Below are 14,730 nucleotides of genomic sequence, written 5' to 3' on the forward strand. Positions count from 1 at the left end.
CGCCGGCGCAGTGGCGTGACGCCGCGCGGTTGGTGCAAATGTGTTGCAACACCGCGGCGCGGCTTGCAAAGCTGCGGTGCCCGCAGATTCTTGGGCAGATTCTTGGAAGGACTCCCGATGTCTTGGCTTCAACCGATCACCCTCAGCGGCCCGCATGCGACGCTGCAGCCGCTGGAGCCTGCGCATCGCGACGGGCTGATCGCGGCGGTGTGGGACGGCGAGTTGTGGAGGCTGTGGTACACCGCGATTCCGGCGCCCGAGGACATGGAGGCCGAGATCGCGCGGCGGCTGGCGCTGCAGAGCGGCGGGGCGATGCTGCCGTTCACCGTCCGCGACGGCGAGGGCGCGATCGCCGGCATGACCAGCTACATGCATGTCGACGCCGCCAACCGCCGCGTCGAGATCGGCTCGACTTGGTACGCGCGACGGGTGCAACGCAGTGGGCTCAACACCCAGTGCAAGTTATTGCTGCTGACCCACGCGTTCGAGAAACTGCATTGCATCGCGGTCGAGTTCCGCACGCATTTTTTCAATCACGCCTCGCGACGCGGCATCGAACGGCTCGGCGCCAAGCAGGACGGTATCCTGCGCAGTCATCAGGTGGCGCCGAACGGCACGCTACGCGACACCGTAATCTACAGTATCGTTGCCGCGGAATGGCCGACGGTGAAGGCGCATCTCGGCTTTCAACTCAACGACAGGTTGCGTTAGCCCGAGAGCAGCATGGAACTGGGCGAACGATTCGAGAGACTGATAGTTTTAGGAGCGAAAAGCCGTCGGTTTGTGCATGGCTGCTGGTTCCAATTTGACTTACATCATTTCGTTTTCGGTTTGAGCGGGCAAAGTGACGCCATGCCGTTTTACCGATTTCACATCTGCGATCCGATCAACCGCGTCGATGGCCCGGGCCACGACGGGGCGGCGCTCGACGATGATATCGACGCCACGCTGTTCGCCGCCGGCGTGATCCGGCGCCTGGTGCAGCAGCACCCCGACGCCTCGAAGAACTGGTCGGTGGAGATCATTCGCGACGAGCGCACCGTCGGCGTGCTGCCGTTCGAGAAGGGCTGCCAGGTCATGGTGCGGCCGCAGTGGAACTACGAGCCGTTGTTCGATTTCGGCGAGGAACTGCGCTAAGCGCGGTCGCCCGTCCGATCACGCGCCGGGCAAAATCACTCCCGCTGTCCTCCTGCTGAAGATCTGCAAGCGCTCCCCAGGCGACGGCAACCCTCACACCTCGCGCCGGCTGAGGAACGCCAGCCGCTCAAACAGATGCACGTCCTGCTCGTTCTTCAACAGCGCGCCGTGCAGCGGCGGGATCAGCTTGCGCGGGTCGCGTTCGCGCAAGTTCTCCGGCGCCATGTCCTCGTTGAGCAGCAGCTTTAGCCAGTCCAGCAGCTCCGAGGTCGACGGCTTCTTCTTCAGCCCGGGCACCTCGCGGACCTCGAAGAAGATCCGCATCGCCTCGGCCACCAGCCGCGGCTTGATGCCAGGGAAATGCACCTCGACGATCTTGTTCATGGTCTCCTGATCGGGAAACTTGATGTAGTGGAAAAAGCAGCGGCGCAGGAACGCGTCCGGCAGTTCCTTCTCGTTGTTCGAGGTGATCATCACGATCGGGCGCTTCTCCGCCTTGATCGTCTCGCCGGTCTCATAGACGTGGAATTCCATGCGGTCGAGTTCGAGCAACAGGTCGTTGGGGAATTCGATATCGGCCTTGTCGATCTCGTCGATCAGTAGCACCGGGCGCTGCGGATGGGTGAAGGCCTCCCACAATTTGCCGCGCTTGATGTAGTTGGCGATGTCGGAGACCCGGGAGTCGCCGAGCTGGCTGTCGCGCAGCCGCGACACAGCGTCGTATTCATACAGCCCCTGCTGCGCCTTGGTGGTCGACTTGATATGCCAGGTCAATAGCGGCGCGCCGAGCGCCTTGGCGACTTCCTCGGCCAGCACGGTCTTGCCGGTGCCGGGTTCGCCCTTCACCAGCAGCGGGCGTTCCAATACGATCGCGGCGTTGACGGCGATCTTGAGGTCATCGGTCGCGACGTAGTCCTTGGTGCCGGTGAATTTCATCCGTGGTGTGCCCTGTGGTTTTCATGACGCAGCTTGCGCTACGGCCTGCCACCACACTAGTTGAAAAACCGCGCAGGTCCAGCGCAGCCGGCCGGCGTCGCGACGGCGGATCAGCCGGCCTGGATCAGCCGATTGAGCGGCACGACGCCCGTGCCATCGTCGGGCAGTGACGACGCGGCGACGCTGCGATTGCGGCCGCTTCGCTTGGCCGCGTACATCGCCAGATCGGCGGCGCGCAGCAGATCCTCTTCGTTGAGCGACGTCGAGGTCCGGCTGGCGATGCCGATGCTCACCGTGACCGGGTTGCGGTCGGGGCTCGGGGTGGCAATCCCCAGCGCGGCGATGGCGCGGCGAATCGTTTCGGCGATCTGCACCGCGTCCTGTTCGCCGACCCCCGGCAGAATGACGGCGAATTCCTCGCCGCCGTAGCGCGCCGCGAGCCCGGTGGCGGAAGTGGCGTCGGCCAGAACCCTGGCGACGCGTTGCAGGCAGGCGTCGCCGGCCTGATGGCCGTAGCCGTCGTTGAAGCGCTTGAAATGATCGATGTCGATCAGCAGCAATGAGATCCGCGGCTGCGCCGGATAATGCAGCCGCAGGAAGCCATCCATGCTGCGCCGGTTGGCAAGCTCGGTGAGGCCGTCGGTGGTCGCCAGCTCGGCGAGCCGGAAATTCAGCGCTTTGAGTTCGTCTTCCATCCTGTGACGCTCGGTGACGTCGCGCAGCACCGCCACCAGCTCGGTGCCGCCGGCGTCGGCGGAGGCGGTGAGCTTGAAGTTGACCTCGACCCAGGCCTGCGAGCCGTCGGCGCGCAAGGTCCGGAACGAGGCGGTGCGGGTTTCCGCGGCGTTGTTCAGGCGCGCGGCGGCGCGCCGCACCGCGCGAATGTCGGCCGGCAGGATGTAGTCGAAGCAGGATTGCCCGATCAGTCGCCGCGGGTTGAAGCCGAGCACGGCTTGCAGCGACGGCGACACGTAGAGAAATTTGCCGTCGCGGTCGAGCAGCATCACCACGTCGGCGATGTTGTCGGCCAACAGCCGGTAGCGGGTCTCGCGGTCGCGCAGCGCGCGCTCGATCGACAGCCGCAGCCGGAACTGCGAAGTTAGCAGCGCCGCCAGCAGCGCGATGCAGCACAACAATAGCGCGGCGACGATGATGTCGGAGCGCAGCCCGGCGCGCCAGCCCTGCAGGATATCGTCTTCATGCTGCGACACCGCCACGATGATCGGATAGCGCGGCGCATGCGCATAGCCGTAATGCTGCCAGGCGCCGTCGGCGGCCAGCCTCTTGTGGGTGCCGTTGAAGGAATCCGGCAACGGCACCGGCGCCGTGTCGCTGCGCGGGTTCTTCGACCCGGCCTGCGTCGGCGTCGATTGCATCAGCACCGTGCCGTCGGCGCGCAGGATGCTGACGCTGCCGCGCTTGCCGAGCTGGAAGGCCTGGTACAGCGCGCTGAATTGCTCGGTATTGATCAGCGCCACCACGACGCCGGCGAAACTGCCGTCGGCATTGGACAATCGTTTCGACAGCCCGACGCCGGGCTGGCCGGCGGACCGCAGCGCGAAGATGTGCAGCGCGCGGTCGGCGTTGGCGCGGTGAAAGGCGAGGTTGCTGGTCAGCGCCTCGCCGGGGAGGATCGGGGCGGCCAGCGTCGACAACACGGTGTTGCCATCGGCGTCGACGAGGGCGAGGGCGCGGATCTGCGGCAGCCGGGCGACGAGATCGTTCAAGCGGCGCTTGCCGCGCTCCGGGTCCGCCGCCCGCACCGGCCAGGCATCGACGATGTTGCTCAAGGCGACGTCGACCGACTGGATCGCGTGCGACGCCTGATCGGCCAGCGAATGCGCCAGATTCTCGATCGCCACCGAACGCTGGGCGAGTTCGCTGCTGCGCGCGGTGGCGGCCTTCCAGGCCACCAGTCCGATCACGCTGCCGCTCATCGCCAGAACGAACAGCGCAACGACGACGGCTGCGGCGACCGGGTGGCTGAGCAGTCGTGCTATTCGGCTGGTCTGTGGAGGCATTTTGCGGGATGCTCGGCGCCAAGGGAACCGTATCCTAGCGTCGCTCTGCTTTACCGGGCGCTAAGAGCGGCCCCGGTTTTCGCCGCGCGGCTTGCCGCCGCCGCCAGGCGGCGCCGGCCGCCGGCTTCGGCGTTGCAGGGGTTTCCGTCGTGACGGCCTCTTGACGCGCGCCGGGCGTCAGGCAATCTTCAACCATGTTCCTGCAATTCTTCACATCGTTGCGCGACGCGCAGGTTCCAGTGACGCTGCGCGAATATCTGACGCTGATGGAGGCGCTCGACGCCGACCTCGCCGGGCAGAGCGTCGAGAACTTCTACTATCTGTCGCGCGCCGCCCTGGTGAAGGACGAGCGCAACCTCGACAAATTCGACCGGGTGTTCGGCACCGTTTTCAAGGGGCTGGAAACCCTGCTCGATGCGATGGAGAAGGCGGAGATTCCCGCCGAATGGCTGAAGAAGCTGGCGGAGAAGTATCTCACCGAAGAGGAGAAGAAACAGATCGAGGCGCTGGGCTGGGACAAGCTGATGGAAACCTTGCGCGAGCGCCTGAAGGAACAGAAGGGCCGCCACCAGGGCGGCAACAAATGGATCGGCACCGCCGGCACCTCGCCGTTCGGCGCCGAGGGTTACAATCCGGAAGGCGTGCGGATCGGCCAGGACAAGAGCCGGCACCAGCGCGCGGTCAAGGTCTGGGACAAGCGCGAGTTCAAGGATCTCGACGGCGATGTCGAACTCGGCATCCGCAACATCAAGGTGGCGCTGCGTCGGCTGCGCAAATTCGCCCGCACCGGCGCGCCCGACGAACTCGATCTCGACACCACCATCAAGCAGACCGCCAACCACGGCTATCTCGACGTGGCGATGCGCCCGGAGCGGCGCAACGCCGTCAAGGTGCTGGTGTTCTTCGACATCGGCGGCTCGATGGATTCCCACGTCGCCCAGGTCGAGGAATTGTTCTCGGCGGCCAAGGCCGAGTTCAAGCACATGGAATATTTCTACTTCCACAATTGCCTCTATGAAGGCGTGTGGAAGCAGAATCGCCGCCGCTTCACCGACCGCACGCCGACCTGGGACGTGCTGCACAAGTATCCGCACGACTACAAGGTGGTGTTCGTCGGCGACGCCGCGATGTCGACCTATGAGCTGATGACGCCGGGCGGCTCGGTCGAACATATCAACGAGGAGGCCGGCGCGGTCTGGCTGGAGCGCGTGACCCGCACCTATCCGCATGCGGTGTGGCTCAATCCGGTGCCGCAGCGGCACTGGGACTATTCGCAATCCACCAAGCTGATCCGCCGGCTGTTCTCCGAGCGGATGTTTCCGCTGACGCTGGAGGGACTGGAAGCCGCGATGAAGGAATTGGTGCGGTAAGGGCTTTGCGGCGGTCATCGGCGCTGCGCCGCGGAATGCGTCACCTCTCCCCGCAAGCGGGGAGAGGGAGCGCGCTGCGGATCACGGCGAATGCATCGGAAAAAACTGAACGAAGGTCATCATGCCCCAGCACATCACCCGCGGCATCAAGGCGCTGCTCGAAGAGGCCAACGCGCAGATCGAGACGCTGAGCGCCGAGCAGGCGATCGCCGCCTATCAGATCGGCGCCGACAACGCGGTGGTGATCGTCGACATCCGCGACCCGCGCGAGATCGAGCGCGACGGCCGGATCCCCGGGGCGTTCGCCTGCACCCGCGGCATGCTGGAGTTCTGGATCGATCCGGACAGCCCCTATGCCAAGCCGGTGTTTCAGGAGAGCAAGAAATTCGTGTTCTATTGCGCCGGCGGGATGCGCTCGGCGTTGGCGGCGAAGACCGCGCGGGACATGGGATTGGCGCCGGTGGCGCATATCGCCGGCGGCTTTGCGGCCTGGCGCGACGCCGGCGGCGCGGTGGAGCATGTGACGCCGCGCAAGGCGAAGGAGTGAGTCGACGAAGTGGCGCCGGCGTTCTATCTCGTCATCCTTCGAGGCTCGCCGCAAGCGCGGCTTCGCGCCTCAGGATGACGGCGCGCGAAGTCGGCGCCAAGGCACCACGGCGTCACCCTGAGGCGCCGGAGCGCAGCGGAGGCCTCGGAGGGCGACGGCATGCAACTATCGATTCCAGGATCACCTGATAACAACGGACCCACCCAATGACATTTCTGCACGACCCGCTGGTTTCGCCGCAATGGCTCGCCGACCACATCGCCGATCCGAAGCTCCGCGTCATCGACGCCTCCTACAAGATGCCGGCGGCGCGGCCGCCGACCGCGCATGACGACTATCTGGCGCGGCATCTGCCGGGCGCTGCGTTCTATGACGTCGACGCGGTTGCCGATCCGGACAATCCGCTGCCGCATATGGTGCCGCAGCCGGAGCAGTTCGCCCGCTATGTCGGCGCGCTTGGCGTCGGCAATGACAGCCTCGTGGTGGTGTATGACGCCGGCAATTATCTCGGCGCGCCGCGCGCCTGGTGGACCTTCAAGCTGTACGGCTTCGAGAATGTGAGAGTGCTGGAGGGCGGGCTGAAGGCCTGGCTCGCCGCAGGCCACGCTGTCGAGAACGGCGAGGTGGCCACGCCGGCGCAAGACTTTGCGCCGCGGTTCGACGCCGCGCGGTTGCGCAAGATCGACCAGGTGATTGCCAACCTCGACTCCGAGGCCGAGCAGGTGGTCGATGCCCGCTCCCGCGAGCGCTTCGAGGGCGCGGTCGCCGAGCCCTGGCCGGGGCGCCGCCCGGGGCGGATTCCCGGCAGCCGCAACGTGCCGTTCACCGATCTTCTCAACGCCGACGCGACGATGAAATCGCCCGATGAATTGCGTGCCGTGTTCGCCGCCGCCGGCGTCGATCTGGAAAAACCGATCGTCAGCAGTTGCGGCTCCGGCGTCACCGCGGCGGTGATCACGCTGGCGCTCAAGCGGCTCGGCGTCGATCGCACCGCGCTGTATGACGGCTCGTGGGCGGAATGGGGGCTGCCGGACGGCCCGCCGGTCGCGACCGGACCGGCGTGAGCCGAAGCGTCGCTAATTTCCGAGCGGTGAGGCGGCGGCCGGCTTGGCAACCGCCGGGCGGCGGCTGCGCGACCGCGCCGCCGGACGGCGTTTCGCCGGCTTGCGCGCCTGAACGCGTTTCTTCTTTTTCTTGATCGCGGCCTTGGGCGGCGCGGCGACCTCGCCGGTCGCGGCCTCCGCGAGCGTTGCCGATTTGGCGTCGTCAGGGCTCGGACGATCCACCAGCGTCGCTGCCGGCACGACGGCGGCCGCGGCGTCGCGCGAGGCGGGCGGATCGCTCAGCGCAGCGGACTGCGCCGGCTCGGCGACCGCCGCCGGGGCCGCGGCGAGGCTGGCCGGCGCCTCGGCGACCGTTGCAATCACGCTCGGCGGCTCAACCTTGGGCTCGGCTTTCGCCGGTTCGGCCGCGGCGGGCGATTGCAGCGCGGCGGGTTCGGCCTTTGCCGTTTCGGTCTTTACCGACTCGGTGGTTGCGGAGTCGGCGGGGGCAGGCGTGTCACCCGTCGCTGCGGGCGTGCTGGCCTGCGGGCTTGCGGCGGGCGGCTCGGCTACGCCGGGGATCACGGCCGGCTCGGCCTCGGGCGAGGTCGGCGCGGTCAGGCTGGCCGGCTGCGGCGCGGCGCGCTCCGGCGCCGGATCGACCCGCAGCATGGTCAGCAGCGGCGCGGTCGGCTCGTCGTGGCGGGCGAACAGCGGCGAGGCCTGCCGGATGATCGGCGTGGCGATGAATTGTTCGTGGGAGGCGCGCAGCAACGCCGCAGCGCCGAGGCCGAATACCAGCAGCGATACCGACAACACCACCGCCGTGAACAGAAAACGGAATCCGGGGAGCATTCGTCTTGTTCCGCCTTCGCCGGGGCGAAGGAGCCTTGAGCCAACGGGAACGCGGTGACAACGCAACTTGAGCCTGATCGCCGCGACGCGCCGCGAATCAGCCGGCTTGCAGAATATCGTAACGGTCGCGGCGATTCGCAGAAATTTCCGCGGCTTTGCCGCGGCGAACCGCTCGATGCGGCGATGCGCCGCCGCAGCCGCGGCGCCTGCCCCGCACGATCGCAAACGATCGATCACAAATGTCGCAAGTTCCGCAGAATATGCTCGATTTCCGCGGCAATTCGCGATTTTGTCTTGAATGTGCCGTGATCGTCCGCCATCCCCGTTAAGGATCCGGTTGTGGCTTGGGGTTTATACAAAAGTAATGACGATCAAACGCATTCTGACGATTTTCGCGACCGTGGCCGCCAGCGCCGTGGTCATGCCGCTCGCCACCGCGCAAAGCAACCTTCCTGCCGGCGGGCCCTACGCGACGCCGCCTGCGGCCTATCCGCCGCGGGCCGGCGGCGACGCGATGCCGGATTTCGACGCGCTGGACGACGAAGACGGCGGCCGCGGACCGGGTTCGGTGGCGTTGCCGGCGCCGGGGCCGGTGCTGTCGCCGGATGATCCGCGTTATGGCCGGCCGGCCGGCGCCCCAGTGTATTCCGATCGCGGCGCGGTGCAGAGCGCGCCGCAGAACCAGCTTCCGCAGGGTCCGGTGTTGTCGCCGGACGATCCGCGCTACGGCCGTCCCGCCGGGCCGCCGCCGGTGATCTATTCCGACCGTCCCGCCGGCGCGCCGGTGTATTCCGATCGCGGCAACGACTCCGGCCGTGGCCCCGGCGCGGGCTTCATCTATCCGGGCGATGAAAATCACCCGGTCCGTCCGCCGGAAGCCGTCGGCGCGCCGTCGCAGGCCGGCGCCGCGCCGGGTGGCGCGGCCGGCAATGACGGTCGGCCGGTGACGCTGTCGGCGTTGCCGCCGGAAGAACAGCCCGAGGCCGACACCAACGTCCAGCTGCCGCCGAATCTGCGGCGCCAGGAAGTCGCGTTCCCGACCAAGGAGCCGCCGGGCACGCTGGTGGTCGATACCCCGAACACGCACCTCTATTACATCTTGGGCGGCGGTCGCGCGATCCGCTACGGCGTTCGCGTCGGCCGCGATGGCTTTACCTGGAACGGCGTGCAGAAGATCACCCGCAAGGCGGAATGGCCGGATTGGCATCCGCCGACCGAGATGATCGAGCGCCAGCCCTATCTGCCGCGCTTCATGGCCGGCGGCCCGGGCAATCCGCTCGGCGCGCGGGCGATGTATCTCGGCGCCACGGTGTATCGCATCCACGGCACCAACCAGCCCTCGACGATCGGCAAGTTCGTGTCGTCGGGCTGCATTGGCATGCTGAATGACGACGTCTCCGATCTATTCGATCGGGTCAAGGTCGGCACCCGCGTCGTGGTGTTGCCGGCCGGTCCGCGGCCGCCGATCGCCACCACCACCGCGCAGGCGCAGCCGATCGGCGCTCCCGCCGGGCCGCAGCCGGGTTCGACGGTGCAGGTCTCGCCGGTGCCCGGCACCGCGCCGACCGTGGTGCCGGCGCTGCCGGCGCCGGTGACGGTGCGCTGACGGCGTAAGCGGTCCAAAAAGACGTCCCCGACAAAAGACGTCCCGATAAGACGTATCCGATAAATTGACGAGCGCCTCTGCTCCCCTCCCCGCAAGGGGGAGGGGAGCGCGCCGCCGCTGTGGCGCGTGCGTGATTCAGCCGCAGAGGCTGCTCGAAACAACGGCGAGTGTCATAAAGCGGCGGATGCGGCGCGGTCGCTCAGCGCTGGGGCGATCGTCCGCGGTGGCCGTGCTTGGCTTCAAAGGCCGGCCCCGGTCCGCGCATATAGTGCAATTCCGGCCGATACGGGCTGAACGCGGCGACGAAGAACTGCCGCCAGAAGTCGCGGATCTCCTCGAACGGCCGCGCCGGCGGCTCGAAAGCCTGCTCCGGCAATGGGGACGACGTCGTCGCGACGTGAGCCATGGCTGATGCCCGGTTGGGTGCCCCGCCTGATCGCCAAACGCGCGCAGGGCTTGCAGCAGTGTTCGCCGAACTGATTAAAAATTGGTTCGAATGCCGCGATCGCACCTTATCGACCCGCTATCCTTAATGAAGGCTTAACGCCGCCTTCACTCGGGTTGCCCTTTGCAACTCGCACCGCTACATCAGCGGCAACCATTTCCACACATCCGACGGCTTTTCAGGGATCACGATGGCGCGCCAGTTCGTCTACTTCATGCAGGGTCTGTCCAAGACCTATCCGAGCCGCAAGGTGCTCGATAACGTCAACCTGTCGTTCTATCCGGACGCCAAGATCGGCGTGCTCGGCGTCAACGGCTCCGGCAAGTCGACGCTGCTCAAGATCATGGCCGGGATCGACAAGGAGTTCACCGGCGAGGCCTGGGTCGCGCAGGGCGCCCGGGTCGGCTATCTCGAACAGGAGCCGCAGCTCGATCCGGCCTTGAGCGTGCGAGAAAACGTCATGCTCGGCGTCGCCAAGCAGAAGGCGATCCTCGATCGCTACAACGAGCTGGCGATGAACTATTCCGAAGAGACCGCCGACGAGATGACCAAGCTGCAGGACCAGATCGAGTCCGCGGGGCTGTGGGACCTCGACAGCAAGGTCGACCAGGCGATGGACGCGCTGCGCTGCCCGGCCGACGACGCCGACGTCACCAAACTGTCCGGCGGCGAACGCCGCCGCGTCGCGTTGTGCAAATTGCTGCTCGACGAGCCCGAATTGCTGCTGCTCGACGAACCGACCAACCATCTCGACGCCGAATCGGTGTCGTGGCTGGAAGGCCATCTGCGCAACTATCCCGGCGCGATCCTGATCGTCACCCATGACCGCTACTTCCTCGACAACGTCACCAGCTGGATTCTCGAGCTCGACCGCGGCAAGGGGATTCCCTATGAGGGCAACTACTCGTCCTGGCTGAAGCAGAAGCAGAAGCGGCTGGAGCAGGAGGGCCGCGAGGACGCTGCCCACCAGCGCACCCTGATGCGCGAGCAGGAATGGATCGCGGCCTCGCCGAAGGCGCGGCAGGCGAAATCCAAGGCGCGCTACCAGCGCTATGAGGAGCTGCTCAACAAGGCCAGCGAGAAGCAGAGCCAGACCGCGCAGATCATCATTCCGGTGGCCGAGCGGCTCGGCCAGAACGTGGTCGACGTCGAAGGCCTCAGCAAGAGTTTCGGCGAGCGGGTGCTGATCGACAACCTCACCTTCAAGCTGCCGCCCGGCGGCATCGTCGGCGTGATCGGCCCGAACTGCGCCGGCAAGACCACGCTGTTCCGCATGATCACCGGGCAGGAGAAACCCGACACCGGCAGCATCACGGTCGGCGAGACCGTGCATCTGGGCTATGTCGATCAATCCCGCGACAGCCTCGACGGCAACAAGAACGTCTGGGAGGAAATCTCCGGCGGCAACGAACTGATCCTGCTCGGCAAGCGCGAGGTCAATTCGCGCGGCTATTGCTCGTCGTTCAATTTCAAGGGCGGTGACCAGCAGAAGAAGGTCGGCTCACTGTCCGGCGGCGAGCGCAACCGCGTGCATCTGGCCAAGATGCTGAAATCCGGCAGCAACGTGCTGTTGCTCGACGAGCCGACCAACGACCTCGACGTCGATACGCTGCGCGCCTTGGAAGAAGCGCTGGAGGATTTCGCCGGCTGCGCGGTGATCATCAGCCATGACCGCTGGTTCCTCGACCGTATCGCCACGCATATCCTGGCGTTCGAAGACGACAGCCATGTCGAATGGTTCGAAGGCAATTTCCAGGACTACGAGAAGGACAAGATGCGAAGGCTCGGCCAGGACGCGGTGATCCCGCACCGGGCGAAGTACAAGAAGCTGACGCGGTAGGGTAATCTCAGGTCGGCGCGATCAGTTCGACTTCTGGGAAGTAGCTGCGGTATCGTGCGGTGTCGCGCGTCGGAATGGGAATTCTCGCCGTGGCAGCGTGAGCTCCGATGAAGAAATCGGCGAGGATGGCAGTTCGGACGCCCCCGGAACGGCGATAGGCGGTGAAGGTCTGGCCCGCGATATAGAGCGCTGACTTGGGAAGCCATTCGAAGTGAAGGTGAAGCTCGTGGACCGCCGCATCCAGCGTTTGCTGGCTGGCATAGCGGCCGGAAAGTTCGGCATAGACGATTTCGTTAATCAGAAGGACGCCGTGCTGCGATTGCTGCCGGAGCGCCGCGGACGACCATCGTTGCCAATTGGCATCGCTCGACAAGATGTCGATCAAAACATTGGTATCGATCAGCGTCACTTCTCGAAGTCGTCCGCTGGATCGCCGCGCAGTTCGAGCATGATCTCATCCGTGGTGCCGCCGCGGATCGGATAGCGTTTTGCGATCGCCTGCAACTTCTTGAGATATTCGGCCTCGGAGCCGGATTTCCCGATGAAGATCCCGCCCGATGCGGTGTTGCGAACTTCGACCTTGTCGCCCGGTTTGATGCCCGCAGCATCGCGGACCTTCTTGGGCAGCGTGATCTGGCCCTTGGTTGTTACGGTCGTCGCCATGGCTTGCTCCGTAGTATTAACGCGACAAGTAATGCTGGCTCATAGTTGCGTCGATCACCGTTAGCCACGCTTTCCTGCCTTACTACCCCACCTTCTCCGCTAGCCAGATCTTGATCAGCGACTGATACGGCACGTCGCGCTTGTTGGCGGCGATCTTGATCTGCTCCAGCAGGCTGACCGGCAGCCGCAGCGAGATCGCGGTGGTCGACGGTTTGAGGTTGGGGAAGCGCACCGGCACCGCCTTGCTGAGATCAAGATAGTCCGCGGTATCGTGCGACTCCCAGAAGGCACGCTCCTCCGCCTCGTTGGCGAATTTCGGGATCGGCTTAAGCTTCTTCGGCATAGCGGGCGCGCTCCCTGGCGCTCATCGGGCGGGCGGAAATGATCCGCAGCAGCGTTTCATCCTGTCGCAACGTGAAGCTGACCTGTAACAGCCGGCCGGCGTTGCTCTTGCCATAGGCGTGGTAGCGCACTTCGCTCTTGCTATGGGTCGGATCGTCCAAGAACAGCAGCGGCTTGTTGACAAACACCTGCTCCGCCTCCGCCTGGCTGATGCCATGCTTGTCGGTGCTCTTCCGGGCGTTGCCGGGGTCCCAATCGAACCCGGTGATCTGGTCCAGACTGAACATTGTTGTATATTGTCATCATATACAGAAAGGTCAAGCCGCGGCTGCGGGCGCCGGGCGCCGGGCGCCGGGCGCGCAAGCGCAGCGGCGGCGAGGGTATTGGTCAGAGGGCCGGAAGTTTCCCGCGAGCTCTGCCGAAACCAGCCAAACTTTTCACCCGCAATTTCGTATCTTGCCCGTATCGGCGGGCTGGCATAATGGCAGGACGCGGTGGGGCGGGGTGTACGGGGATTCGACGGATGGCCGATTGGAACGCCGAGCAGTATCTGAAATTCGAGGACGAGCGCACTCGGCCGGCGCGCGACCTGTTGGCGCAAATCCCGCTGGATGATCCGCGTCGGGTGGCGGACATCGGCTGCGGTCCGGGCAATTCCACCGAGCTTCTGGTGAAGCGCTGGCCGCAGGCCAAGGTCACCGGCGTCGACACCTCCGCCGACATGCTGCGGCAGGCCCGCGATCGGCTGCCGGGTTACAATTTCATCGAGGCCAATATCGCGCATTGGGCGCCGCCGATCGGCACCGACGTGGTGTTCGCCAATGCCGTGTTCCAATGGGTGCCGAACCATCTCAAGCATATGCAGCGGCTGGTCGGCGCGCTGGAGCCGGGCGGCGTGCTGGCGGTGCAGATGCCGGACAATCTCGACGAGCCGTCGCACATCATGATGCGCGAGGTGGCGTTTCAGGAGCCGTGGCGGCATCATCTGGCCGAGGCCGCGCAGCTGCGCGACGCTTTGCCGAAGCCCAGCGCCTATTACGATGTCTTGCGGCCGTTGTGCAGCCGGCTGGAGATCTGGCACACCGTCTACAATCATGTGCTGGACGACGCGATGGCGATCGTCGAATGGGTCAAGGGCACCGGGCTGCGGCCGTTCATCGATCCTTTGGAACTGCCGGAGCGCAAGGCCTATCTCGCCGCCTACACCGCGCGGATCGCCGCCGCCTATCCGCCGCAGGCCGACGGCAAGGTGCTGCTGCGGTTTCCACGGCTCTTCATCGTGGCGATCAAGTAGCGCGGCTGCGTTTCGGCTGCGGCCAGTTGCCGCGCGGGTCGCGCTGCGGGCGTCGGCTATAAGGCCGCGCGGATGCGCTCCGCGATTCCCGATTGCAGCGAGACCCCCGCCGATGTCCATGACGCCCGAAACGCCGTTGCCGCCGAAGACGCTGCGGCTGCGCCCGATCCCGATGCTGATCTTCGGCTCGCGCTGGCTGCAGCTGCCGCTCTATGTCGGGCTGATCGTGGCGCAGGGCGTCTATGTCGTGCTGTTCCTGAAGGAATTGTGGCACCTGTTCGCGCATTCGTTCGATTTCAGCGAGCAGCAGATCATGCTGGCGGTGCTCGGCCTGATCGACGTGGTGATGATCTCGAACCTTCTGGTGATGGTGATCGTCGGCGGCTATGAGACATTTGTGTCGCGGTTGAATCTCGCAGGCCATCCGGACGAGCCTGAATGGCTCAGCCACGTCAATGCCAGCGTGCTGAAGATCAAACTGGCGATGGCCATCATCGGCATTTCGTCGATCCATCTGTTGCGCACTTTCATCGAGGCCAGCAACCTTGGCGGGACAGGAGGACGGGCCACGAGCTTCACCGAGAGCGGCGTGATGTGGCAGACCATCATTCACTGCGTGTTCGTGCTCTCG

At 65.5% G+C, this 14,730-nt stretch carries 18 protein-coding genes; 10 read left to right on the plus strand and 8 right to left on the minus strand.

Translation table 11 applies throughout. The features are described from left to right. Positions 1–117: 117 nt before the first annotated feature. Both VGC77_RS01885 and VGC77_RS01890 read left to right on the plus strand, forming a co-directional pair. Positions 118–711, plus strand: a complete 594-nt coding sequence (locus VGC77_RS01885; protein WP_331169862.1) for a GNAT family protein — start codon at positions 118–120, stop codon at positions 709–711. Positions 712–852: 141 nt separating this feature from the next. After that, positions 853–1,137: a hypothetical protein gene (locus tag VGC77_RS01890; protein WP_331169863.1), complete on the plus strand. Its 285-nt coding sequence runs from the start codon at positions 853–855 to the stop codon at positions 1,135–1,137. Between the two features lie 93 nt (positions 1,138–1,230). Here the strand turns inward: VGC77_RS01890 and VGC77_RS01895 are convergent, their stop codons facing one another. Continuing rightward, a complete protein-coding gene (locus VGC77_RS01895) occupies positions 1,231–2,073 on the minus strand; it encodes a MoxR family ATPase (protein WP_331169864.1) in 843 nt (280 codons plus the stop codon). Positions 2,074–2,183: 110 nt separating this feature from the next. Further along, positions 2,184–4,094 carry a diguanylate cyclase gene (locus VGC77_RS01900; RefSeq protein ID WP_331169865.1) on the minus strand — a complete coding sequence of 637 codons (1,911 nt, stop codon included), beginning with the start codon at positions 4,092–4,094 and terminating at the stop codon, positions 2,184–2,186. 194 nt (positions 4,095–4,288) lie between these two features. On the opposite strand from VGC77_RS01900, the gene VGC77_RS01905 reads away from it, so the two are divergent. From VGC77_RS01905 to sseA, 3 genes are all read left to right on the plus strand, one after another. Beyond that, the gene (locus VGC77_RS01905) at positions 4,289–5,464 is read left to right on the plus strand and encodes a VWA domain-containing protein (RefSeq protein WP_331169866.1); all 1,176 of its coding nucleotides are present in this window, start codon (positions 4,289–4,291) and stop codon (positions 5,462–5,464) included. A gap of 121 nt (positions 5,465–5,585) precedes the next feature. Further along, positions 5,586–6,011: a rhodanese-like domain-containing protein gene (locus tag VGC77_RS01910; protein ID WP_331169867.1), complete on the plus strand. Its 426-nt coding sequence runs from the start codon at positions 5,586–5,588 to the stop codon at positions 6,009–6,011. 206 nt (positions 6,012–6,217) lie between these two features. Beyond that, positions 6,218–7,075, plus strand: a complete 858-nt coding sequence (sseA, locus tag VGC77_RS01915) for a 3-mercaptopyruvate sulfurtransferase (protein ID WP_331169868.1) — start codon at positions 6,218–6,220, stop codon at positions 7,073–7,075. A gap of 12 nt (positions 7,076–7,087) precedes the next feature. Here the strand turns inward: sseA and VGC77_RS01920 are convergent, their stop codons facing one another. Continuing rightward, positions 7,088–7,909, minus strand: a complete 822-nt coding sequence (locus VGC77_RS01920) for a hypothetical protein (RefSeq protein ID WP_331169869.1) — start codon at positions 7,907–7,909, stop codon at positions 7,088–7,090. A gap of 54 nt (positions 7,910–7,963) precedes the next feature. On the opposite strand from VGC77_RS01920, the gene VGC77_RS01925 reads away from it, so the two are divergent. Together VGC77_RS01925 and VGC77_RS01930 are read left to right on the plus strand one after the other, a co-directional pair. Continuing rightward, positions 7,964–8,218 (plus strand): hypothetical protein, encoded by a 255-nt coding sequence (locus tag VGC77_RS01925; protein WP_331169870.1) that lies wholly within the window; start codon positions 7,964–7,966, stop codon positions 8,216–8,218. 55 nt (positions 8,219–8,273) lie between these two features. After that, a complete protein-coding gene (locus VGC77_RS01930; protein ID WP_331169871.1) occupies positions 8,274–9,515 on the plus strand; it encodes a L,D-transpeptidase in 1,242 nt (413 codons plus the stop codon). A 199-nt stretch (positions 9,516–9,714) separates the two neighbouring features. Here VGC77_RS01930 and VGC77_RS01935 read toward each other — a convergent pair whose 3' ends face one another. Further along, positions 9,715–9,921 (minus strand): hypothetical protein, encoded by a 207-nt coding sequence (locus tag VGC77_RS01935; RefSeq protein ID WP_331169872.1) that lies wholly within the window; start codon positions 9,919–9,921, stop codon positions 9,715–9,717. A gap of 229 nt (positions 9,922–10,150) precedes the next feature. On the opposite strand from VGC77_RS01935, the gene ettA reads away from it, so the two are divergent. After that, positions 10,151–11,800, plus strand: a complete 1,650-nt coding sequence (ettA, locus tag VGC77_RS01940; RefSeq protein WP_331169873.1) for an energy-dependent translational throttle protein EttA — start codon at positions 10,151–10,153, stop codon at positions 11,798–11,800. Positions 11,801–11,807: 7 nt separating this feature from the next. Here ettA and VGC77_RS01945 read toward each other — a convergent pair whose 3' ends face one another. The 4 genes from VGC77_RS01945 to VGC77_RS01960 form a co-directional block, all read right to left on the minus strand. Further along, on the minus strand, positions 11,808–12,209 hold the full coding sequence (locus VGC77_RS01945; protein WP_331169874.1) for a type II toxin-antitoxin system VapC family toxin: 402 nt from the start codon (positions 12,207–12,209) through the stop codon (positions 11,808–11,810). Further along, on the minus strand, positions 12,206–12,463 hold the full coding sequence (locus tag VGC77_RS01950; RefSeq protein WP_331169875.1) for an AbrB/MazE/SpoVT family DNA-binding domain-containing protein: 258 nt from the start codon (positions 12,461–12,463) through the stop codon (positions 12,206–12,208). Before VGC77_RS01950 ends, VGC77_RS01945 begins: the two co-directional genes overlap by 4 nt. A gap of 82 nt (positions 12,464–12,545) precedes the next feature. Then, the gene (locus VGC77_RS01955; protein WP_331169876.1) at positions 12,546–12,806 is read right to left on the minus strand and encodes a BrnA antitoxin family protein; all 261 of its coding nucleotides are present in this window, start codon (positions 12,804–12,806) and stop codon (positions 12,546–12,548) included. Further along, positions 12,790–13,092: a BrnT family toxin gene (locus tag VGC77_RS01960; RefSeq protein WP_331169877.1), complete on the minus strand. Its 303-nt coding sequence runs from the start codon at positions 13,090–13,092 to the stop codon at positions 12,790–12,792. Before VGC77_RS01960 ends, VGC77_RS01955 begins: the two co-directional genes overlap by 17 nt. A 236-nt stretch (positions 13,093–13,328) precedes the next feature. Between VGC77_RS01960 and tam the strand changes: the two genes are divergently transcribed. Both tam and VGC77_RS01970 read left to right on the plus strand, forming a co-directional pair. After that, positions 13,329–14,099 carry a trans-aconitate 2-methyltransferase gene (gene tam / locus VGC77_RS01965; protein ID WP_331169878.1) on the plus strand — a complete coding sequence of 257 codons (771 nt, stop codon included), beginning with the start codon at positions 13,329–13,331 and terminating at the stop codon, positions 14,097–14,099. Positions 14,100–14,211: 112 nt separating this feature from the next. Further along, on the plus strand, positions 14,212–14,730 hold a 519-nt coding region (locus VGC77_RS01970), incomplete at its 3' end, for a TIGR00645 family protein (protein WP_331169879.1).

The organism is Rhodopseudomonas sp., from assembly GCF_036404135.1.
Classification (GTDB): domain Bacteria; phylum Pseudomonadota; class Alphaproteobacteria; order Rhizobiales; family Xanthobacteraceae; genus Rhodopseudomonas_A.

Excerpts from the sequence above, each read along its gene's own strand:
- VGC77_RS01905 (WP_331169866.1), top strand. The coding sequence starts at position 4,289 with ATGTTCCTGCAATTCTTCACATCGTTGCGCGACGCGCAGGTTCCAGTG.
- VGC77_RS01935 (WP_331169872.1), bottom strand. The coding sequence starts at position 9,921 with ATGGCTCACGTCGCGACGACGTCGTCCCCATTGCCGGAGCAGGCTTTC.
- tam (WP_331169878.1), top strand. The coding sequence starts at position 13,329 with ATGGCCGATTGGAACGCCGAGCAGTATCTGAAATTCGAGGACGAGCGC.
- sseA (WP_331169868.1), top strand. The coding sequence starts at position 6,218 with ATGACATTTCTGCACGACCCGCTGGTTTCGCCGCAATGGCTCGCCGAC.
- VGC77_RS01950 (WP_331169875.1), bottom strand. The coding sequence starts at position 12,463 with ATGGCGACGACCGTAACAACCAAGGGCCAGATCACGCTGCCCAAGAAG.
- VGC77_RS01960 (WP_331169877.1), bottom strand. The coding sequence starts at position 13,092 with ATGTTCAGTCTGGACCAGATCACCGGGTTCGATTGGGACCCCGGCAAC.
- VGC77_RS01885 (WP_331169862.1), top strand. The coding sequence starts at position 118 with ATGTCTTGGCTTCAACCGATCACCCTCAGCGGCCCGCATGCGACGCTG.
- VGC77_RS01900 (WP_331169865.1), bottom strand. The coding sequence starts at position 4,094 with ATGCCTCCACAGACCAGCCGAATAGCACGACTGCTCAGCCACCCGGTC.
- VGC77_RS01890 (WP_331169863.1), top strand. The coding sequence starts at position 853 with ATGCCGTTTTACCGATTTCACATCTGCGATCCGATCAACCGCGTCGAT.
- VGC77_RS01910 (WP_331169867.1), top strand. The coding sequence starts at position 5,586 with ATGCCCCAGCACATCACCCGCGGCATCAAGGCGCTGCTCGAAGAGGCC.
- VGC77_RS01955 (WP_331169876.1), bottom strand. The coding sequence starts at position 12,806 with ATGCCGAAGAAGCTTAAGCCGATCCCGAAATTCGCCAACGAGGCGGAG.
- VGC77_RS01895 (WP_331169864.1), bottom strand. The coding sequence starts at position 2,073 with ATGAAATTCACCGGCACCAAGGACTACGTCGCGACCGATGACCTCAAG.
- VGC77_RS01930 (WP_331169871.1), top strand. The coding sequence starts at position 8,274 with ATGACGATCAAACGCATTCTGACGATTTTCGCGACCGTGGCCGCCAGC.
- ettA (WP_331169873.1), top strand. The coding sequence starts at position 10,151 with ATGGCGCGCCAGTTCGTCTACTTCATGCAGGGTCTGTCCAAGACCTAT.
- VGC77_RS01920 (WP_331169869.1), bottom strand. The coding sequence starts at position 7,909 with ATGCTCCCCGGATTCCGTTTTCTGTTCACGGCGGTGGTGTTGTCGGTA.